The sequence below is a fragment of the Larkinella punicea genome (assembly GCF_003334855.1).
Lineage (GTDB): Bacteria > Bacteroidota > Bacteroidia > Cytophagales > Spirosomataceae > Larkinella > Larkinella punicea.
The window spans coordinates 72,867-94,833 of record NZ_QOWE01000034.1 but is presented as its reverse complement, the minus strand read 5'-3'; the positions used below and the strand labels follow the sequence as shown (position 1 = coordinate 94,833).

At 52.9% G+C, this 21,967-nt stretch carries 15 protein-coding genes and 2 tRNA genes; 10 read left to right on the top strand and 7 right to left on the bottom strand.

The genetic code is table 11. The annotated features are described in order from the left end of the window. Positions 1-197: 197 nt before the first annotated feature. Together DUE52_RS29950 and DUE52_RS29945 are read right to left on the bottom strand one after the other, a co-directional pair. A tRNA-Pro gene (locus tag DUE52_RS29950) sits at positions 198-271 on the bottom strand. Between the two features lie 80 nt (positions 272-351). Further along, a tRNA-Ser gene (locus tag DUE52_RS29945) sits at positions 352-441 on the bottom strand. 206 nt (positions 442-647) lie between these two features. Here DUE52_RS29945 and DUE52_RS29940 point away from each other — a divergent pair. From DUE52_RS29940 to DUE52_RS29920, 5 genes are all read left to right on the top strand, one after another. Further along, the gene (locus tag DUE52_RS29940; protein ID WP_114409816.1) at positions 648-1,610 is read left to right on the top strand and encodes a VWA domain-containing protein; all 963 of its coding nucleotides are present in this window, start codon (positions 648-650) and stop codon (positions 1,608-1,610) included. 56 nt (positions 1,611-1,666) lie between these two features. Continuing rightward, positions 1,667-2,374 (top strand): tetratricopeptide repeat protein, encoded by a 708-nt coding sequence (locus DUE52_RS29935; RefSeq protein WP_114409815.1) that lies wholly within the window; start codon positions 1,667-1,669, stop codon positions 2,372-2,374. Positions 2,375-2,398: 24 nt separating this feature from the next. After that, positions 2,399-3,574, top strand: a complete 1,176-nt coding sequence (locus DUE52_RS29930; RefSeq protein WP_114409814.1) for an acetyl-CoA C-acyltransferase — start codon at positions 2,399-2,401, stop codon at positions 3,572-3,574. 115 nt (positions 3,575-3,689) lie between these two features. Next, the gene (locus DUE52_RS29925; protein ID WP_114409813.1) at positions 3,690-4,649 is read left to right on the top strand and encodes a phosphoribosylaminoimidazolesuccinocarboxamide synthase; all 960 of its coding nucleotides are present in this window, start codon (positions 3,690-3,692) and stop codon (positions 4,647-4,649) included. Between the two features lie 21 nt (positions 4,650-4,670). After that, positions 4,671-5,078, top strand: a complete 408-nt coding sequence (locus tag DUE52_RS29920) for an STAS domain-containing protein (protein ID WP_114409812.1) — start codon at positions 4,671-4,673, stop codon at positions 5,076-5,078. Between the two features lie 270 nt (positions 5,079-5,348). Here DUE52_RS29920 and DUE52_RS29915 read toward each other — a convergent pair whose 3' ends face one another. The 3 genes from DUE52_RS29915 to DUE52_RS29905 form a co-directional block, all read right to left on the bottom strand. Further along, entirely contained in the window at positions 5,349-6,371 is a 1,023-nt protein-coding gene (locus DUE52_RS29915) for a Gfo/Idh/MocA family protein (protein ID WP_114409811.1), read from the bottom strand. Then, positions 6,302-7,438, bottom strand: coding sequence for a GNAT family N-acetyltransferase (locus DUE52_RS29910; protein WP_114409810.1), 1,137 nt, complete (start codon positions 7,436-7,438; stop codon positions 6,302-6,304). The genes DUE52_RS29915 and DUE52_RS29910 overlap by 70 nt, the downstream gene beginning before the upstream one ends. Positions 7,439-7,522: 84 nt before the next feature. Further along, a complete protein-coding gene (locus DUE52_RS29905; RefSeq protein WP_114409809.1) occupies positions 7,523-8,440 on the bottom strand; it encodes a sugar phosphate isomerase/epimerase family protein in 918 nt (305 codons plus the stop codon). Between the two features lie 104 nt (positions 8,441-8,544). Between DUE52_RS29905 and DUE52_RS29900 the strand changes: the two genes are divergently transcribed. Beyond that, complete coding sequence (locus tag DUE52_RS29900) at positions 8,545-9,456, top strand: ribonuclease Z (RefSeq protein ID WP_114409824.1); 912 nt, start codon at positions 8,545-8,547, stop codon at positions 9,454-9,456. Between the two features lie 75 nt (positions 9,457-9,531). On the opposite strand, the gene DUE52_RS29895 is transcribed toward DUE52_RS29900, so the two are convergent. Beyond that, on the bottom strand, positions 9,532-12,783 hold the full coding sequence (locus DUE52_RS29895) for a M4 family metallopeptidase (RefSeq protein WP_114409808.1): 3,252 nt from the start codon (positions 12,781-12,783) through the stop codon (positions 9,532-9,534). A gap of 30 nt (positions 12,784-12,813) precedes the next feature. Then, positions 12,814-13,257: an FAD-binding oxidoreductase gene (locus tag DUE52_RS29890; RefSeq protein ID WP_114409807.1), complete on the bottom strand. Its 444-nt coding sequence runs from the start codon at positions 13,255-13,257 to the stop codon at positions 12,814-12,816. Between the two features lie 731 nt (positions 13,258-13,988). Between DUE52_RS29890 and gltB the strand changes: the two genes are divergently transcribed. The 4 genes from gltB to DUE52_RS29865 all read left to right on the top strand — a co-directional run bounded on the left by gltB (position 13,989) and on the right by DUE52_RS29865 (position 21,946). Then, entirely contained in the window at positions 13,989-18,560 is a 4,572-nt protein-coding gene (gltB, locus tag DUE52_RS29880; RefSeq protein WP_114409805.1) for a glutamate synthase large subunit, read from the top strand. Between the two features lie 46 nt (positions 18,561-18,606). Continuing rightward, the gene (locus tag DUE52_RS29875; RefSeq protein ID WP_114409804.1) at positions 18,607-19,032 is read left to right on the top strand and encodes a DUF29 domain-containing protein; all 426 of its coding nucleotides are present in this window, start codon (positions 18,607-18,609) and stop codon (positions 19,030-19,032) included. A gap of 5 nt (positions 19,033-19,037) precedes the next feature. Then, complete coding sequence (locus DUE52_RS29870) at positions 19,038-20,525, top strand: glutamate synthase subunit beta (protein WP_114409803.1); 1,488 nt, start codon at positions 19,038-19,040, stop codon at positions 20,523-20,525. Between the two features lie 209 nt (positions 20,526-20,734). Beyond that, positions 20,735-21,946, top strand: coding sequence for a pyridoxal phosphate-dependent aminotransferase (locus DUE52_RS29865; RefSeq protein ID WP_114409802.1), 1,212 nt, complete (start codon positions 20,735-20,737; stop codon positions 21,944-21,946). Positions 21,947-21,967 lie beyond the last annotated feature (21 nt).

Genomic DNA, 21,967 nt, shown 5'->3' with positions numbered 1-21,967 from the left:
AAGAAACTCTCCAAAACAATACAGGTTTGATCAAAAACACAAACCTAAAAAAATCCTACGCCCTCCACAACTTTTGCTCTTGATCCAAAAAATCCTACGCCCTCCACAACTTTTGCTCTTGATCCCAAAAAACTGCCATTGAAAATAGTGGGCACAAAAAAACCGTCCAAATCATTGATTTTGAACGGTTTTTAGCGTCGGGGTGGCAGGATTCGAACCTACGACCTCCTGGTCCCAAACCAGGCGCGATACCGGGCTACGCTACACCCCGATTACTTTCGAGAGCACAAAGGTACGATTTTAATTCGGAAAAGAAAATCGGGGCCTTTAAATTCCCTTTTATTTACATTCTGGCGGAGAGAGAGGGATTCGAACCCTCGGTACCGTTGCCAGTACGACAGTTTAGCAAACTGTTCCTTTCGGCCACTCAGGCATCTCTCCAGGACAACCCCAAAGCCGCTTAGGCGTCATTGGGGTCACAAATATAGAGGTATTCCCGCCGTTTCGCCAAGATTTCAGCCAAAAAAGTTTCGCGGCAATTTGTGATCTCCGGTAGGGCATCCGGTCATTTCCTCCTAATTTCGCAGCTTCACGGAGTCAACCCAACGGCCCCCGGTTCGTTGATGTCCTGATCCTTTGCGAATTGCATGAACTGGAATCACAGTCTGACCCAAACCGAATACCTCTTCATAGCCGTCTTCGTGCTGCTCTATGGCTACTATTTTTTTCGAATTTTTCGGGTTGCACGCTTGCTGGGCACCACCGCCTGGGCCACCATTCCGAAGTTTTTTCTGCGAACCGGCTACTTCACCCTGCTGCTGATTGCGTTGCTTGGCCCTTCCTTCGGGGTCGTGGAAAAAGAACTGGTTTCGGAAGGAAAAGATATTTACATCGCCGTCGATCTTTCCAAATCGATGGACGCGACCGACATTCCGCCCACACGGCTGGAAAAAGTAAAATATGAGCTAAAACGGCTGATCGACGCGCTGCCCGGCAACCGGTTTGGCCTGCTGGTTTTCTCCACGGAAGCCTACGTGCATGCCCCCCTAACGTCGGATCAGGGGGCACTGACGCTGTTCATTCAGTCGCTGAATACGAAACTCGTCCCAGAATCCGGCACCAACCTGTGTTCCGCCGTGGAACTGGCCCTACAGAAACAACTGGCCGAAACCTCGGATCTGACCCAAACCAAAGTGTTAATCCTACTGACGGACGGCGAAGATTTTGGGGAATGTGACCCGGCACTGGCCGGACAATTGCGGAGATACGGTATTGCACCCTTCGTCGTTGGGGTCGGCACCGAAACCGGCAGTACCATTCCGACGCCCAAAGGCAACCTGCGCGACAAAGACGGCAAGGTCGTACAAACCCGCCTGGACCGCAGCTACTTGCGGCAGTTTGTGAAAGATACCCGCGGCTCGTATCTGGAATTAACCTCATCATCGGGTGACCTGACGCCCCTTATTTCGGCCATCCAAACAATGGAAAACCGGCTGGTCGATCAGCGCAAACTGGAGGTGACGACCAATAAATACTATTACTTTCTGGTCGTGGCGCTGGTTCTGATCGCCATCGATATCCTGGTGACGGTTCGAACGTTTAAGCTGTAAACCCGTTCCAGTTGTCCAAAAGAGTTCGTATTTTTGCGAACGTTTTAAGCCCAAACATGACCTACCTGATTTTATCGGTATTGCTCTGGTTGTACGACAATCGTTCTTTCGATAAGATTTCGCATGATAACATCGCGCGGATTGAAGGGCTGCGGGCCTATCAGTCCGGTAATTACAAACGCGCGGCCGAGCAATACGTCGCCCTGGTCAACTCGGCGCTGTTTGTGGAGCCATCGGCCCGGCTGAATCTGGCTCACTCCTATTTTCAACTCAGGCAATATGCTCAGGCCCAGAAACATTACCGGCTGGTGGCTCAGGTCAGCCAACCTGATCTGGCCGCGGCTGCCGAAATCCAACTGGGTGTCATTGCGGTTTTGCAGGGCGATTCAACCGCAGCGCTGACCTTGTTCCGCAAAGCACTGAATACGGTTCCGGCGCTTGAGCCCGCCCAATTCAATTATGAACTGATCAAAAAAACGTACTCCGGAAAGCCCATCCAAAATAGTGCTCAGCGACCTAAACCCAAACCGCGGCAATCGCAGCAGGAAACGGAAATGGCCCTGGAACGTGGAAAAGAAAGTGGTACGGAAGTGGAGCAGGGGGATACTAAAAACGAGTTGTTGCGTCGGCTGCGGTCGCTAAATCTATCGGAAGAGCAGGCTTTGTCGATCCTGAATTCCATGCAGGCCAATGAAGTGCAGTACATCCACCAGCGAAAACAGACGGCGAAAAAGAAAGACCGGCTTACATTCAACACCTATTAGATCGCCCAAACGAACCCCTTGCATATGAATGACGTAGTGATTGTCTCGGCCGTCCGCACGCCGATTGGTAGCTTTGGCAGGGCGTTGGCTACTCTGACGGCGACCGAACTGGGTGCAATGGCGATCCGGGCGGCTTACCAGAGAGTTGACATCCTTCCTGAGCTGGTGGAAGAGGTAATTATGGGGAACGTCGTGTCGGCCAATCTGGGACAGGCTCCGGCGCGGCAGGCGGCTTTGAAAGCCGGTTTGCCCGTGAACGTCCGCTGCACGACAGTCAATAAAGTGTGCGCATCGGGAACAAAAGCCATCATGATGGCGGCTCAAACCATTCAGTTGGGCCAGGCCGACGTCATCATTGCCGGCGGTATGGAAAGCATGTCGAATGCGCCCTACTACATTCCAAAAGCGCGCTTTGGGTATAAATACGGCGACGGTCAATTGATCGACGGGCTGGCAAAAGACGGTTTGGTCGATCCGTTTGACCAGAGTGCCATGGGCGTTTTTGCCGATCAAACCGCGAAAAAATACAACATCAGTCGCGAAACCCAGGATGCTTTTGCCATTCAATCGTACCAGCGGGCCGCAGAAGCCACGAAAAATGGTAGTTTTGGGTCCGAAATCATCCCGATTGACGTTCCGACGAACAAAGGCAGCCTGATGGTGAGCGAGGACGAGGAGTACAAAAATGTTTTTTTTGACAAAATTCCGAAGCTGAAACCGGCTTTTTCGCCCGAGGGCACCGTTACGGCCGCCAACGCATCGACCATCAACGACGGGGCGTCGGCACTGGTGTTGATGAGTCTGAAAAAGGCGGAGGAACTGGGACTGAAACCCATCGCCCGCATTCTGGGCTATGCCGATGCCGAACAGGAACCGGCCCTGTTCACCACCTCTCCCACGCTGGCCATTCCGGCGGCTTTGAAACGGGCGGGGGTAAAACCGGAAGACGTTGATTATTACGAAATTAACGAAGCGTTTTCCGTCGTGGCCCTGGCGTGCAGCCAGATTCTGGAAATACCGCAGGCAAAACTAAACGTCAACGGCGGGGCGGTTTCACTGGGACATCCGCTGGGCGCGTCCGGGGCGCGAATCGTAACGACCCTGGCGAACGTGTTGCAACAGCGAAACGGACACATTGGAGCCGTTGGCATTTGTAATGGTGGCGGGGGCGCGTCGGCGCTGGTGATTGAGAAAATATAATTTTAAATGTAAAATGTAAAATGAGGAATGATAAATGTAAAAGTGCGAGTTTCGATTTCTAACTTTTACATTTATCATTCCTCATTTTACATTTATAATTGTTTTGACTTCGAAAATGAGTAATCCCAAGCAGGCGATAAAAGAAACGAATTTTAATTTTGACGGACAAACCGGTTTTTACCGGGGTAAAGTTCGCGATGTGTACCATTTCGACGACCGCCTGATTATGGTGGCCAGCGACCGGATTTCGGCCTTCGACGTGGTGTTACCCGTCCCGATTCCGTACAAAGGACAGGTGCTGAACCAGACGGCGGCCCATTTCCTGAAAGCTACCGCCGACATCGTCCCGAACTGGCTGCTGGATGTTCCCGACCCAAACGTGAGTGTGGGCCTGAAATGCCAGTCGTATCCAGTCGAGATGGTGGTGCGGGGCTACTTGGCCGGCCATGCCTGGCGTGAATACCGCGCCGGGAAACGGACGCTTTGCGGTGTTGCCCTGCCCAATGGTCTGAAAGAAGCCGATAAACTTCCCGAACCGATCATTACACCCTCCACCAAAGCCCAGGAAGGTCACGATGAGGATATTTCGCGGGAAGAGATTCTGACTCAGGGCATTGTTCCCGAAAACGAATACGTGCAACTTGAAAAATACGCCCTGGCCCTGTTCAAACGCGGCACCGAAATGGCCGCCGAACGCGGGCTGATTCTGGTCGATACCAAGTACGAATTCGGGATGCTCGATGGTCAGATTTATTTGATCGACGAGATTCACACCCCCGATTCATCCCGGTATTTTTACGCGGACTCCTACGCCGAAAACCAGAAGAAAGGCGTTCAGCAGAAGCAGTTGTCGAAGGAGTTTGTCCGGGAATGGCTGATCGCCAACCAGTTTCAGGGCAAAGAAGGCCAGACGATTCCGGCGATGAGTGACGAATGGATCGATCAGATTTCCAATCGCTACATTGAACTCTACGAAACCGTGACCGGCCAGCCTTTTATTCGGTCGGAAACAGACAATATTTACGACCGCATTGAAGAAAATATCCGTCGTTCGCTGACAGTTCGTTATTTTTGAAACGGAACAAGGTTATCCATTATGAATTATGCCATTGAAAAAAACGAGCAGTATTCGCTCGTTACGCTGAACGAAACGGTATTTGGCGGGGAGGTTCCGACGACCTTCGAAACCCTCAGCCGAAACCTCTTCCGGGAAGGCTACAGCAACATCATCGTCGATTTTACGGCGGTTCAGGAAATTGAAGATGGCGGTGTTCCCACCATCCGGAAAATCAACCGGCAATGCACCAACGAGTCCGGCTTGTTGATTCTGGTGACGAAAAACGAGGAAATTATCGACTTTCTGGATGGTTCGAAAATTCCGGATCTGACCATTTTGCCAACGGTCGAAGAAGCGATTGATGCGGTTTTTATGAACGAACTCGAAAACGACTTCCGCACCGAAGACGACGATAGTTACGAGTTTGGGGGAAGCTCGGACGATTGATAGGTAGTCAACAATAGCCCTTCCATTTCGATTTTACTTGTTTATTAAACGCTTTTTGCCCCTGAATCCCCTGAAGGGGACTTTTAGCATCTGGATTAAGCTGCGTCCAAGTCCCCTTCAGGGGATTTAGGGGCAAAAGCGAAAGTGCAAAGAATTATCAGACGAAAGTCCTAAAAATATCATCCTTGAAATTTAAAAATTGAATCTTTAAATTTCAAGGATGATTGATCGACAACTTACTCAAAGGTTTTCGTTTGGAAATCCAACTTTCTACCTTTCCGCCGACGCATAAATCCGCTCCACGACCTCCTGCAAAATCGCGCCCTGCACCGCCGTGCAAACGTTGGACGGTTTTCCCAGACAGGCATCCAGAAAAGCCGCCGTATTCTTGAGCTGAATATCAACGTCTTCCAGATACGAAAAGTGAACATCCGCCAGTTCACCGGCCATCTCGGTGTAGAGTGAAAACGGAAACAGCTTTGCCCCGCCCTGGGTGCCAAACACCTCCAGATTACGGTCTATATCGGCTTTCGTATTCAACGCAAACGAGGCCGAGAGCATGATGGACGCCTTGTTCGGAAACGACAGATACGCCATACAGGCATCTTCCACTTCAAACTTCTGCGGGTCCCAGGAACCCATCAGCCCTTTGCCCCCGGTTTTCCCAATGAAGTCGTAGGTATTTGCCAGAATGTTTGCCGGAACCGCATAGTCGAGCGCACACAACGCCAGATCGAGCACGTGAACGCCCAGATCCATCAACGCTCCTCCGCCCTGCATTTCCCTGTTCGTAAAATACCCCCAGCCCGGAATGCCCCGCCGACGCAGAAAATTCGCTTTAATGTGGTAAATGTCACCCAGCTGACCGTTGGTTTTGCACCGCATCAGCAGCTCCCATTCGCTCGTTTGCCGCAGTTGCAGGTTGTAGGCCAGAATCAACCCTTTTTGAGCTGCCAGATCAGCCATTTCACGGGCCTGATGGGCGTGGAGCGCAGGCGGTTTTTCGCACAACACGTGACAATTGTTTTCCAGCGCCTGCATCGTGAACGGATAATGCAAGGTATTCGGCGTGCAGTTAATGACCACGTTCGGTTGACACGTGCGGTACATTTCCGCAGCGTCGGCAAAGGCGTGCGGAATACCGTGCTGATCGGCCAATGCCCGGGCTTTCGATCCGTCGCGACTGCAAACGGCCACGATGTCGACCAGGTCCGAAAGGTTTTTCAGCGCAGGTATGTGGTTTTTATCGGCAATACTTCCTCCGCCAATGATGGCAGCTTTAAATTTCGGCATACGGTTTTGGTTAAAGGTACTTTTTCGTACCAGTGATGTAATCGCGATGGCAACGCTTCCTCGTCCTGAAATTGGATTGATAAACTGGGCCGTAAGACATACCAGCTTTTGATGGCAGTTAAAAACCGGCTGGGTAGTGCAACCTCATTGGGGAGTTTACTGCTCAACACCAGCAGCGAATCTCCCGGACCGACCGCGAGTAAGGAAACGTTCTTTAAAAAACGATAACATGCCGGATTGGCAGGATCCAGCAATAAACGTCGAAAACCGTAGGTCGGCTTATTTTCCCAAAGACACCCTCCCCACTTCGCTTTAAACTTCAGTACGCCATTCTCAAGATAAGACGGCGTTCCGCCCAAAAGCACCTGCGAACACTGCAAGTGAAAGGCCCGCTGAATTAAAAACCAGTATAAAGCAGATAATACGCCCCGCTTCACGTACTGCTCGTCATGGTTGAGCCAGCCTAAACGAAGAAACGTGAAGCTTTTTTCTTCAACCTGACACAACATGGCCGCCAGACAAACACCCTCTGAACAGATTTTAACGAACTCCGCCTGCTTCTCCCGCACCAGGGCTTCGATTTCCGTTTTAGGCATCACATACGCTTCTTCGCCATGCTGGCCCAGCATGGAAGGCCAATAATACTGTTCGAAAAAGATACCAACCCAGTTTACATCGCTGGAAATCTCATACGAATAATTCGCCTTCCGCGCCCGGCGAATATCATCGCGGGCGGAGTGCGGCAAACCGGCATAATACGCATCCAGCGTGTGTGGCAATGTAATTCCCAAGTCAACAAAAGCAGGCACCTGCACCGTTTCTTTTTCCAAGGCCAACGGCAAATCAATTTCGGATAAAACGACCAGCCCCCGGCCCTGAGCCAACTTTCGAACGATGTCAATTCCTCCTTTGTATAAATGCGATCGCATTTTGACCCCTTCCTGATTCTCCAGGTAGAGCCGTTTGTAGGGATGTCGGCCTTGCGGACTTCCTATAACCCCAAAACCGGCATTCTCCACCGAATCCGTGCAGGTCCAGTACGTATGCTTAAGACGAAATTGGCGCATTCGCCTTCTCAATTTCGGAAACAGTCGTTTCGGGTTACTCATGAAACCATGCTGATGCACTTGCTGGAAGTCAGAACATCTCACTCAGGAAAGAGCCAGAAACTGGCTTAAATAATTGCGCGCGGTCAGAATGGCCGTCTGCACGTCTTCGGGACTGCCTTCGTAGGCTTTGTCTTCCACTTCGATGCAAACCGGGCCGCGATACCGGACGTCGGTCAATGCTGTGAAAAAATCCCGCCAGCGGACATCGCCCAAACCGGGTAGTTTCGGCGAATGGTATTCCAGCGGATTGGCCATGATGCCAACGCGGTTCAGCTTGTCGCGGTACAGTTTTACGTCCTTAAGGTGAATGTGGTGGAGCCGGTCTTTGTAGTCATAAATGGGCTGCACTTCGTCCATGATCTGAAAAATCAGGTGCGACGGGTCGTAGTTGAGTCCCAGAATCCGCGACGGAATGATCTCGAACATCCGGTCCCAGATCGCGGGCGTCGTCGCCAGATTCTTCCCGCCCGGCCACTCATCATTCGTGAACCACATGGGGCAGTTTTCAATGCCAATTTTTACATTGTTTTCCTCGGCAACTTTCACAATTTCGGGCCAGTGGGCCGCAAACAGCTTCAGGTTTTCCGTGATGTTGAGCGACGGGTTTCGACCAATGAAGGTGTTGACCACCGGCACATTCAGCCTGGCAGCCGCCCGGATCACTTTCTTGATGTGTTCGCGGAAGTAGGCGGCTTTTTCAGGATCCGGATCGAGCGGATTGGGGTAGTAGCCCAGGCCCGAAATGTAAACGCCATATTTCTGCGTCAGTAACTGAATGTGTTTGACATCCAGGGTGTCGACGTCGATGTGCGACACGCCCGCATACCGCCGGGCGTCCGCGTGATCCGTCGGCCAGCACATAACCTCCACGCATTTGAAGCGTTGCTCCGACGCAAATTGTAACACATGTTCCAGATCGTAGTCCGCCAGAATGGCACTTACAAAACCGAGATGCAGCATAAAATTGGTTGAACGGGTTGCGGTTTATGAATCCGATTCGCATCCATGAAAGAATAAGTTGAGATTTGGAAACTGAATGGATTACCGGCAAGTTTACAAAAAATATGACATTCAACCTGACTATACTTGGCAGCGGTTCAGCAACACCCATCCTGAATCGCCACCCGACCGCCCAGGTCATTGCGATTGAAGGCGATTATTTTCTGATCGACTGCGGTGAAGCCACGCAATACCGCCTGATGGAAAACCACCTCCGGCCCGGTCGGCTTAAATACATTTTCATCAGCCACCTCCACGGCGACCATTATTTCGGACTCGTTCCGCTGCTGTCGAGCCTCAACCTGTCTGGCCGAACCGACGATCTCTGGCTGTTCGGTCCGCGCGGGCTTGGGGAGATTATCACCACGCAGTTCCGGTATTCCGATACAAAGCTGAATTTTCCGCTTCACTTTCAGGAAACCGACCCGCACCAGCCAGCGCAGATTCTCGACCACCCAAACGTCCGGATTGAAACCATCCCGCTGCAACATCGCATCGACTGCACCGGTTTTCTGTTTCGGGAGAAAAACCGCAAACGGAAGCTGATTGCCGAGAAACTGCCCGCTGATTTGCCGGTTGCTTTTTACAGGCATTTAAAAGACGGGAATGACGTTCTGGATGATTTGGGGCAGGTTTTGTACCGCGCCGAAGACTACACCGTCCCCGCTCCCCCGGCCCGCTCCTACGCATTTTGCTCCGATACGCGTTACAATGAAGCCATGTTCGACCAGATTCGGGGAGTGGATTTGCTGTACCACGAAGCCTCGTTTCTGGACGATATGGAAGCGTTGAGCGAAAAGTACTTCCACTCCACTGCTCGTCAGGCAGCTTTAACGGCGGTTCAGGCGGAAGTGGGCCGGTTGATGATTGGACATTTCTCCTCGCGCTACAAAACCACCGAGGAGTTTCTGCTTCAGGCCCGATCGGTTTTCCCGGACACGGTTCTGGCAGTGGAAGGGGAAACGACGGAGGTGTAATTTTGCCCCCAACCCCCTGAAGGGGGCTTTTGTCGGACGCTTGAAGCCCCCTTCAGGGGGTTGGGGGCAAAATGATTACGGTTTGACCACCTTCCGATGCACCACGCCTTTGGGCGTTTGCACCTTCAGAACATACAGTCCCGACGACAACTGACTCGTATCCAGCGTCGTCTGGCTTGCCCGGTTTTTCACGGGCTGTTCCAGAAGGGTTGCTCCCGAAACCGTCATCAGGCTTACGCCTTCGAAAAACTCACCCGTTGGCAATTCGACCGTGAGCAACGCGCCAACCGGATTGGGATAGACCTTCAGGACGTCGGCCCAGGTGGGCTCGTTCCCCGTGACGGCCAGCACGTTGAATTTGCGCTCAACCGGGGTGGCCGCCGAAAATTGCTCGTTCCCGGCCTGCGTAGCCCGCACCGTCACCACCCCCGGTTTCGTTGGCGTCAGGCGGTTTCCGGACAACGTCGCCGATCCGGAAACGATCTCAAAACTGACCGGAAGTTTGGACGAGGCCGTGGCCGTCAGGTTGAACGAGCCGTCATCGGCATACCGATCCGGCAAGGCATTGAACGTAATGGTCTGCGCGGTTTTGCCGGTTTCGGCCCGCGTTCCAGTGGCATACCAAACCGCCCACTTCGCATTTTCATACAACGCCTTCACCTCTCCTTTCGCCGTCATTTTGTCGCCCTGCAAGTCCAGCGACGCCACCATTTCCTTGTCGCCCCCCGAACTCAACGTATTGAAGATGAGCCGGTCATCGAGCCGGGAATACGCCGGGAAGCTCAACGTAACGTTGGTCAGCACCGTGTTCAATGTACCGGTTTTCAGATCCCCCACCCACACCTTGTAGCTGTCGTCGACGGCATTGTAATAGTCGAAGGCGATGATGTTGGGTGAGTTCCGGGAAAAGCTGGGGTTGCCCACGCTCTCACCGTCTTCCAGGTTCTTGAACAGCTTCAGAATGGCCCCGTCGCTAAATGTTTTCTGCGCGTTGCTCCACACATCCAGCAGACCGACATCCCAAAAGTCAATATCCTCCCCATCACCGCTTTTCAGTTTATTAAAGGCATCGTAGACCAACACCTCACCGGCAAAATCCCATTCGAAGGAATCCGCATACTCCACTTCGCCCGTCGAAATCCCTTCGGCGGAGGTGGGGTTGCTCAGCGGAAACTGCTTCCATTTTTTTAGGTCATAGCTGTAGACCCAGATGGATTTATCCTTCTCTTTCGTCAAAGCCGCCAGTTTGGAGCCATCCCGCGAAATGGCCACATTGTCCCAGATCGGTTCGTCGGAAATAATGACTTCCTGGGCCGCCCCGGTCAGGGTCACGGCCCGAATCCGGCCGTCGGTCGTCACGTAGTAGGCGGCCTTCCCGTCGTCCGTAATGCTCGGGCGGTGGCTGATTTCCGCCTTGATCCGGGCCGTCAGATTGCCCGTGCTGACGGGAGCCGTATACAATTTCTGGTCGCCAATGCTATACAGAATGATCATGTCCTGTCCATTATTGACCGGCACATCCTGCGGTTCATCCGGCTGTTGGGTGGTTTCTACAATGCCGACCGCATCAAACGCGTCCTTTGCCGCTTTGGCTTCCGCGCTGTTTTCGCCGTATAAATCACCCGCCGAACGAATCACGCCCAGCCGCAAGTCCAGAAACTTTGAGTTCAGTGTCAGGTATTTGGTGAGCGTGCGGTAATACACCTGCTCGGCTTTTTCTTTCCCGATATTGGTGGCAAACAGATAAAAAGCATGATTGGTAATCCCGCTGTTCCGGTGAACCCCGCCATTGTCGTCTTTGGTGACAATAAATTCGGCCATTGTTCTGGGTTGATACCCCAGCGTCCCTTTTCCATTCTGATTCGGATTCGACATGCTACGCATGGCCCCGGACGTATATTTGCTCTTCAACACCACATCTTCCCCAATCAACCAGTCGTCCCGGTCGACCATCGCGCCAAAAACATCCGCCATCGACTCGTTGATGGCCCCCGATTGATCCTGGTAAATCAGATTCGCCGTGTGATCGATCACACCGTGGGTCATTTCGTGTCCGGCCACATCCAGACCGCCCGCCAGCGGTTTGCAGTACGCTTTCCCGTTTCCATACACCATAAACTCCCCCGTCCAGAAGGCATTGTCCATCGCTTCTCCGTCTTCCAGCACATTCACAATCGACACCATCGTTCCTCCTTTGCCATCCAGTGAGTTCCGCTTGTGCGTTTTTTCGTAATATTCATACGCCAGACTCCCATTGGTGTGGGCCGAAATGGCGTTGGCATTCCAGTCGTTGTTATTCTTTGATGTGACATCGTAGAACCGAAAACCACCATCGGCTTCCTGCTTGTTTCTGGCGTCGTAGGTAACGATGGCTCCCACCGGTTTGGCAACCGTCGATTTTTTGGCATCGTACATCGCCCGCGTCGCATCCAGCATATAATAGTTCGTGCCCGATTGATACGTCTGAAAATTCCGCATCACCCCGTTCAAATCCTTGCCCGATGCTTTCACCGGGCCGTCCACCCCGCAGGTGTTGTTGTATTTGTTCAACACCGCACCGGTTTGTGCATCGACAACATACTGCCATCGTTCGAGCATATTGGGCCGAATCGTCAGGTTGTAAGCCAGCGCCAGTGTTTCGCCCACCGGATATAGACACAACGCCCCTTCCGACGGTTTCAGGTTAAAGAGGTTCTGTCCGAATGGCCGAACAATCGACTCCTGGCCGATGTCCTGAAAAGCCCGGTCGGTCGCCTGCTGTAGCGAAAGCCGGGGCGTGGTCGAAACCGGTTTGGCAACCCGGTATTGTCCGTTCAGCAGCGTCACCGTTCCGTTGGTCAGGTGCGCCACCAACTCACTACCATACACCGGAATGCCCTGAACCGTTTGCGTCATTCGGATGTGCGTTTGCCCCAGGTGATCGGTTTCCGTTTTGGTAATCTGAAATTGCTCTTCCGGTTTTTCCACCTTCAGCAACGACTTGATCTGGCTCATGAACGAGAAAGCCGATGCCCGGGCGCTCATGCGGGCGCCTTTATTCGGGGAAACGGGTGAGCGGTTTTCGATGTAAACCGGCAGGTTCGTCGCCGTGTCGCGGACGATCCGGAGTTTCAGCGACCGGGCATCAAATTGAGGATTTTGGGTTGACGCTGCGAGTCGGAAGTTACCCGTTCGGGTTGAAACCGGAGCCACATCGGCCTTTAGTTTTTGCGCCAAACCGGGTGTCGGAGCCTGGGTTTTGAGCTTTCGCCCGAAACCGGGTTGCGGAGATTGCGCCAGCACACCGAGGGAATACGCCAGCAGAAGACTGGATAAAATTAATTTCATGGATGTATTTGTTGTGGGTAAAAATGAATGCTAATGCTTCGGTTTCGGCATCTGCGCCAGAAACGACTGGTAGAACGTGACAAACCGGGCCGGGGGCGGTTGCCGCGGGTCACCCCAGCTTACGGTAAACTCCTGCTGGTTTTTCTTCCAGCTTACAAACTGGTAGCGGTTTCCCGGCTGGTTGAACCGGGTGGTTTTGATCCGGCACGTTTTCTCCAGTTCGTTGAAAAACCGCCGGGTGGTGGCCGCCGGTTTCCGTCCGAGCCGGGTATAGAGCGAATCATTATCAGACTTGACGTATAGGTATCCGTTTTCCAGCCAGCAGTAGATCTTTGACGCACCGGTAATGCCGCCCCCCTGTCCGATCAGGATCTGACGGTTTTTGTAGGTATAGGGATAACTGGAACCGGTCTGCGCCCGGCACAGCCCGGTAGCGGCCAGGATGATCCATCCGAGAATAAACGTTTTGAGCATGGTGCGGCTTTTTCTGAACGAAGCGAATGTAGCGGGCAAACCACTCCTCTGCTACCATTCAATGCATGAGCCGTCAAAAACGGGTGTTGAAGCGTAGGTCGTTGAGCAAGCGGTTGTGGCGGCTGAACGGCGGTTTTGAAAGAGACCCCACCGGAGTGGCTTTTCCGGTGGACTTAGTTGAGGAAATTTGCCGTTGCGAACCGGTGGGAAATAACACTAAAAAAGGAAAATAGTTATTTCAAAAAAACAGACTATTTTTCAACTAATTTTGGCCATTTTTGGTACAAAAAAATCCATTTGAAGTCAAAAACAAAACCTATTATTCACAAAACAGGCGGTTTTTACAAAAATTCACATTATTTTAGCAGTGCACGTACATTTCCAGACATCCAGTAAGTGCATTGATTCAAAAGAGCCATTAACTACATTCTTAGTAGTTGTTTTTAAGCAAAACCAGACCCGTTCAGCTCGTTTTAATTTCTTCAATCCAAGTCTATTTTCACTAAAATCTATTCACTAACCAAGACAATTTTGTACCAAAATTATAAAATTGGCTATGCAAACGAAATTTTGTGTTTTGGACTTTTCGCAAAATATATTTTAATGTAACTTGCACATCCAACGCAAAAACAGTAGTGTCTGCTGATTATAGTTCGTTTTTTCGTTACTCGCCTGCAGATATTTTGATTTGCCATTTTTTCAATAACAAAACCACAAACGAGTTTACGCCGATGTCTTCTTCTAACGCACCGCAACAGGGTCTGTACCGGCCTGAGTTTGAACACGACGCCTGTGGAATTGGATTCGTAGCGCACGTCAAAGGTCGCAAGTCGCATCAAATTGTCGAGGATGCCCTTACGATGCTTACGCGCATGGATCACCGGGGTGCGGTTGGCTACGAACCCAATACGGGCGATGGCGCCGGAATTCTGATTCAGATTCCCCACGAACTTTACGTCGATGAATGTCGGAAGCTGAGCTTCTCGCTGCCGTCGGCCGGCGATTATGGCGTCGGGATGATCTACATGCCCAAAGACGAGCGTCTGCGGAAAGAATGCCGCGATATTCTCAACCGAACCATCAAAAAACTGAACCTGGAGCTGATCGGCTACCGCGTCGTTCCGGTCGATTCGTCTGATCTGGGCAACGGTTCACGCTCGGTGGAACCGGTGATGGAACAGGTCTTTATCCGAAAACCCGAAACCCAGACTTCCGACGAATTTGAGCGTAAATTATACATCGTACGAAACTACAGCAGCCGGATCATCAACGAAACCGTTGCCGGCGTTGAGAACAATTTCTATTACTCCTCGCTTTCGAGCCGGGTTATTACTTATAAGGGTCAGTTAACGACCAAACAACTCCGCGACTACTTCCCGGATTTGCAGCGGGAAGAACTGGTTTCGGCCCTGGGCGTGGTTCACTCCCGGTTTTCGACCAACACCTTTCCCTCCTGGAAACTGGCGCAGCCGTTCCGCTACATTGCCCACAACGGTGAAATCAATACCGTGAAGGGGAATGTCAACTGGATGAAAACGGCGGAAGCCATGCTTGAATCCAAGCTATTTACGCCGGAAGAACTGGCCATGCTCCGCCCGATCTGTAACCTCAACCAGTCGGATTCGGCCAACCTCGACAACGCCATCGAATTGCTGGTAATGTCGGGACGTTCCCTGCCGCATGTGATGATGATGCTGGTTCCGGAAGCCTGGGACGGCAACGAAAGCATGGACCCCGAGCGGCACGCTTTTTATGAGTACCACGCGGCCATTATGGAACCGTGGGACGGCCCCGCGTCGATCTCGTTTACCGACGGTCGCATCGTGGGTGCCACCCTCGACCGGAACGGCTTACGGCCTTCGCGCTACTGGGTGACGGACGAAGACGTGGTCATCATGGCTTCGGAAGCGGGTGTCAACGACATCGACCCGGCACGGGTTGTCAAAAAAGGCCGTCTGCAACCGGGCCGCATGTTCGTCGTAGATCTGGAACAGGGCCGCATCATCAGCGATGAAGAAGTAAAAGCAGACATCTGCTCACGCCAGCCCTATAAGCAGTGGCTCGAGGAATATAAAATCAAAATTACCGACTTGCCAAAACCGGTCCGCACGTTCAGCCACATGCGGAAACAGGACATCACGCAGCGGCAACAGGCGTTTGGATTTACGTCCGAAGACCTCCGCATGATTCTGGCGCCCATGTCCGAAACCGGTCTGGAAGCCCTTGGATCAATGGGAACCGATTCGCCCCTGGCCATCCTGTCGGAGCAAAGCCAGCATTTGGCCAATTATTTTAAGCAGCTTTTTGCCCAGGTGACCAACCCGCCGATCGACTCGATCCGGGAACGGGCCATCATGTCGCTGATCTCGTTTGTCGGCGCAACCGGCAATCTGCTGAGCGAAGACCCCGAACATTGCCGCCTGATTGAATTGACACAGCCGGTTCTGACCATCGAAGAGTTTGACAAACTGCGGTTTGTCGATAAAAACCACTTCCAGGCCAAAACCATCAATACCTATTTCCGCGCCGACGACAGCACGGGCCTCGAACGCGCCCTGGAACGGATTTGCCGCTACGCCGAAGACGCCATCGAAGACGGTTTTGAAATCATCATTCTGTCGGACCGCGCCATCGACTCCGACCACGCGCCGATTCCTTCCCTGCTGGCAACCTCGGCCATTCACCACCACCTGATTCGCCGGGGACTGCGCGGCCAGGTCGGTATTCTGGTCGAAGCCGGTGATGTCTGGGAAACCCACCACTTCGCGACCCTGATTGGCTACGGCGCTTCCGGCATCAACCCGTACATGGCGTTCGAAACCATCACGGACATGAAGGAACGCGGATTGATTCAGGTCGATTATCCGGTTGAAAAACTCCACCAGAACTACATCAAAGCCGTCAACAAAGAGTTGCTCAAGATTTTCTCGAAAATGGGCATTTCGACGCTTCAGTCCTACCAGGGTGCCATGATTTTCGAGTGCCTCGGTCTGAACAAGGAAGTCGTTGACAAGTATTTTACGGGAACGATTTCCCGCATTGGCGGCATGGGTCTGGAACAGATCGGCCGCGAAATTCTGGTTCGTCACCGGCAGGCTTTCCCGGAGAACAACGTCCTCAATCCACGGCTGGAAGTGGGCGGGGTGTATCAGTGGAAACAACGCGGGGAAGCGCACATTTTCAACCCCGACACGATTCACCTGCTGCAACAGGCGACCAAGAAAAACGACTACCAGATTTACAAGAAATACGCCAACCTGATCGACGACCAAACCCGCAAGGCACTGACGCTGCGCGGTTTGATGAAGTTCAAAAAAGGTAATCCGGTTCCCATTGAAGAAGTAGAACCGATTGAAAGTATTTTCACCCGGTTTGCGACAGGAGCCATGTCGTTCGGTTCCATTTCGTGGGAAGCCCACACGACACTGGCCATTGCCATGAACCGCATCGGCGGCAAGAGCAATTCCGGCGAAGGTGGCGAAGACGAACTGCGGTATACGCCCCTGGCGAACGGCGACAACATGAATTCGGGCATCAAACAGGTGGCTTCGGGCCGGTTTGGCGTCACGAGTCATTACCTGACGAACGCCCGCGAACTGCAAATCAAAATGGCGCAGGGTGCCAAACCCGGCGAAGGCGGTCAGTTGCCCGGTCATAAAGTCGACGACTGGATTGGCCGCACGCGTCACTCGACGCCGGGTGTCGGCTTGATTTCGCCCCCGCCCCACCACGATATTTATTCCATCGAGGATTTAGCCCAGCTCATCTTCGACCTCAAAAATGCCAACCGGGCCGCCCGCATCAGCGTCAAACTGGTGTCGGAAGCCGGGGTTGGAACGATTGCCGCCGGAGTTGCCAAAGCCCACGCCGACCACATCCTGATTTCGGGTCACGACGGCGGAACGGGAGCCTCTCCCCTGAGTTCCATCCGCCACGCGGGTCTGCCCTGGGAACTGGGACTCGCCGAAACCCACCAAACGCTGGTTCGCAACAAACTGCGGGGCCGCGTGACGGTGCAAACGGACGGGCAAATCCGGACGGGCCGCGACCTGGCCATTGCCGCGCTACTCGGTGCCGAAGAATTTGGCGTTGCCACCGCTGCCCTCGTCTCCGTGGGTTGCATCATGATGCGGAAGTGTCACCTGAACACCTGTCCGGTGGGCGTTGCCACACAGAATAAAGACTTGCGGGCGTTGTTTACCGGAAAACCGGAACACGTCGTGAATATGTTCACCTTCCTGGCGACAGAACTGCGCGAAATCATGGCCGAACTCGGCTTCCGGACCATCAATGAAATGGTGGGTCAGTCGCAGATGCTCGAAATGCGCAAGGACATCAAGCACTGGAAATACGACCATGTCGATCTGTCGGCGGTATTGTTCAAAGACGCCAACAACCTGGATGTGGCCCTCTACAAGCAGGAAGAGCAGGATCACGGCATGACCGATATTCTGGACTGGGAACTGTTGAAAGTCTCCAAACCCGCACTGGAAGCCGGCGAATCGGTGTACGCTGAATACCCGATTATCAACCTGAACCGGGCGGTGGGGACGGTTTTATCGAACGAAATCTCGAAAGTATACGCCGGAAAGGGACTACCCGAAGGCACGATTCACTTCAAATTTCGGGGAACGGCCGGGCAGAGCTTCGGCGCGTTCAACACCCACGGAATCAAACTCGAACTGGAAGGCGATGCCAACGATTATTTTGGCAAAGGACTTTGTGGAGCGCAGTTGATTGTGTATCCCGACCGCATGGCACCGTTCAAACCGGAAGAAAACAGCATCGTCGGAAACGTTTCGTTCTACGGGGCGACCTCCGGGGAAGCCTACATCCGCGGGATGGCGGGTGAGCGGTTCTGCGTCCGGAACTCCGGAGCCAAAGTGGTGGTCGAAGGCATTGGTGATCACGGTCTGGAATACATGACGGGCGGTTTAGCGGTTATTCTCGGCTCGGTGGGCCGGAATTTCGCAGCCGGGATGTCCGGCGGAGTAGCCTACGTCTGGGATCAGGAAGGCGATTTTGCTTCCAAAGTGAACGGCGAAATGGTCAACCTCGAAGCCCTGGACAGTGAAGACGTCGCTCTCATCAAAGAATTCGTCGAAAAACACTTCCAGTATACCACCAGCAATGTAGCCCTGCAACTGATTCAGGACTGGGACAACCTCATCAAACAATTTGTCAAAGTGATGCCGAGCGATTTCCGCAAGGCGCTGGCCGGACGCGGGATTTCCCTGGCCGACCAGATCCGCGACAAAAATGTGGTATACCAAGACATCGTCGTGGACGTGGCACACGGATAACAACTGATTTTCTTTCGTTATCTTTGTTTAAAAACAAGGTAATAGCATGAAAAACTGGGATGAAATTGCTTCCACATCCGAATTACTGGCAGCCGAGGAAATCAAACGTTCCTGGGATGAGGGTGATCTGGAAGATGCGGCTCTCGGTCTGAATCAGTTAATTGAAACGATGTCACGCTCAGAGCGCCGGGCTTTGCAAAGCCAACTGGTTCGGTTAATGCACCACATCATCAAGTGGAAAATTCAGCCGGAAAAACGATCCAAAAGCTGGATTATATCGATCAAAAACGCCCGCTATGAAATTGCCGGTTTGCGAAAATACACACCTTCTCTGAATGAGAACTTCATCAATAGCATTTGGGAAGAAGCCTTCATCGAAGCTCTTGACGAAGCTGAGACTGAAACGGATGTGTCAGCAAAAGGCATTCAACTGACCTGGGACGAAGTATTTGAAAAACCGTATACGCTTTAATCTACATGGGAAAACCCACTGGATTTTTAGAATTCACCCGCGAACTGCCGAAGAAACGCGACGTTCAGCAACGGGTTCATGATTACAAGGAAATCGAACAACCGTTCGCCGTTGAAGATACCCAGAAACAGGCAGCCCGCTGCATGGATTGCGGGATTCCCTTCTGCCACAACGGGTGTCCGCTGGGCAACATCATCCCGGAGTTCAACGACGCCGTCTACGAACAGAACTGGGAATATGCCTACGAAATTCTGGCATCGACCAACAACTTTCCGGAATTCACCGGCCGCATTTGCCCCGCCCCCTGCGAGTCAGCCTGTGTGCTGGGGATCAATAAACCGCCGGTCGCCATCGAATTCATTGAAAAATCCATTGCCGAAGCGGCCTTTGCGCGGGGGTTTGTTCAACCCGGCAAAGTGGCCAAACGGACGGGTAAAAAGGCAGCTATCGTAGGTTCCGGTCCGGCTGGACTGGCTGCGGCTGCCCAGATGAACAAAGCGGGTCATGACGTGACGGTTTTCGAACGGGCCGACCAGATTGGCGGTTTGTTGCGGTACGGTATTCCCGATTTCAAGCTGGAAAAATGGGTGATCGATCGTCGGCTGGCCGTCATGGAAGCCGAAGGCATCACGTTCAAAACCGGCGTCAACGTGGGTGAACACATCAAAGCGAAAGAACTGCTCTCCGATTTCGACGTCATCTTACTGACGGGCGGTTCCACGGTTCCACGCGATCTGCCGATTCCGGGCCGGGAGTTGAAAGGCGTTCATTTTGCGATGGAATTCCTGAGTCAGCAAAACAAACGGGTGGCCGAACGCCCGGTTGTGGTTGACCACCGGGGTGCTAAATACGAAAACGGCGACCTGCTGGCTACCGGCAAAAATGTCGTGGTCATTGGGGGTGGTGATACGGGTTCCGACTGTGTGGGAACGTCGAACCGCCACGGTGCCAAATCGGTCACGCAAATCGAGTTGATGCCGATGCCCCCGGCTGAACGGGCCGAAAGCACACCCTGGCCGAACTGGCCGATGATGCTCCGTACGTCGACCTCCCACGAGGAAGGCTGTGAACGGCACTGGTCGATCAACACGAAAGCCTTTATTGGCGACGAAAACGGCAATCTGAAAGCCCTGCGCATTGTCGATCTGGAGTGGCAAAACGTCGATGGACGCATGAACATGGTCGAAGTTCCGGGTTCGGAACGCGATATTGCGTGTGAACTGGCGCTGCTGGCGGCCGGTTTTCTGCATCCGCAACAGGAAGGCTTGCTGAATGCGCTCGAACTGGAATACGAGCGGGGCAACGTCAAAGCCGTGAACTACCAGACAACCACCAATCCGAAGGTATTTGCCGCCGGAGACATGCGCCGGGGACAATCCCTGGTGGTGTGGGCCATTTCCGAAGGCCGTGAAGCCGCGCGAGCGGCCGACCTCTTCCTGATGGGTGAAAGCCAACTGGAAGCGAAAGCCAAGTCGATGTTCGCGACGGTCTGACCACGGAAAACGATACTACGTAGCCGCCGGTTTGACGACCGGCGGCTTTTTCTTTTCAGGCATTTGCCCCTAAATCCCCTGAAGGGGACTTTCAAATCCGGAGGTGTTGCGTCCAAGTCCCCTTCAGGGGATTTAGGGGCGAACAAAAGCAGAACAGCAAGCTGAAATTAAATACCTTTGTCCCCATTTTATTCTGACGATTCCTGATTATGACATTTTTGAAATCCAACCGGCTCAATGATTTACGCTACGAAATTCGCGGGCCGGTTTACGAGAAAGCGCTTGAATTAGAAAGTCAGGGCTATAAAATCATCTCGCTGAACATCGGCAACCCGGCTCCGTTCGGGTTCGACGCCCCCGATGAAATTGTTCACGACATCATCCTGAACATCCGCAATGCACAAGGCTATTCCGACTCGCGGGGGCTGTTTGCGGCCCGGAAAGCGGTGATGCATTATACGCAGAATCTGGGGATTAAGGACGTTGCGATCAACGATGTCTTTATCGGCAATGGCGTGAGCGAACTGATTCTGCTCACGATGCAGGCCCTCATCAACGAAGGCGATGAAGTGTTGGTACCGTCACCGGATTATCCGCTCTGGACAACTTCGGTGGCACTTTCCGGCGGAAAACCGGTGCATTACCTCTGCGACGAACAGGCCGACTGGAACCCGGATCTGGAAGATATGGAGCGCAAAATTACCTCCCGCACGCGCGCCATTGTGGTCATCAACCCCAACAACCCCACGGGCGCGGTGTATGATAAACACGTGCTGCAAGGCATCGCCCGGATTGCGGAGAAACACCAGTTGATTCTGTTTTCGGACGAGATCTACGACAAAATTCTGTACGACGGTGCCGTGCATTATCCGATGGCGACGATGGTGGAAGACACGCTCTGTATCTCGATGGGCGGTTTGTCGAAGAACTACCGCGCGGCCGGTTTTCGGGGCGGGTGGCTCATTTTGAGCGGGGCCAAACACCGGGCCAAATCCTACATCGAAGGGTTGACGCTGCTGGCCAGTATGCGGCTTTGCGCCAACGTCCCGACCCAATACGCCATTCAAACCGCGCTGGGTGGTTACCAGAGCATCAACGACCTGATTATGCCCACCGGACGGCTTTACCGGCAGATTCAGCTTGCGTATGACCGCATTACGGCCATTCCGGGTCTGACGTGCGTGAAGCCCAAAGGTTCATTGTACATCTTCCCGAAAATTGACCTGTCGCAATTCCGGATTGCCAACGATGATGATTTTGTATACGATTTACTGGAAGAACAAAAGGTGCTGGTGGTGGCCGGAACGGGGTTCAATTACGTCCATGACGACCATTTCCGGATCGTCTGCCTCCCCTCCGTCGATGACCTGAACCCCGCCATCGACCGCATCGAAGCGTTTCTGGAAAGCCGCCGGAAGTAGACAGTTGGCTTATTCATTAAC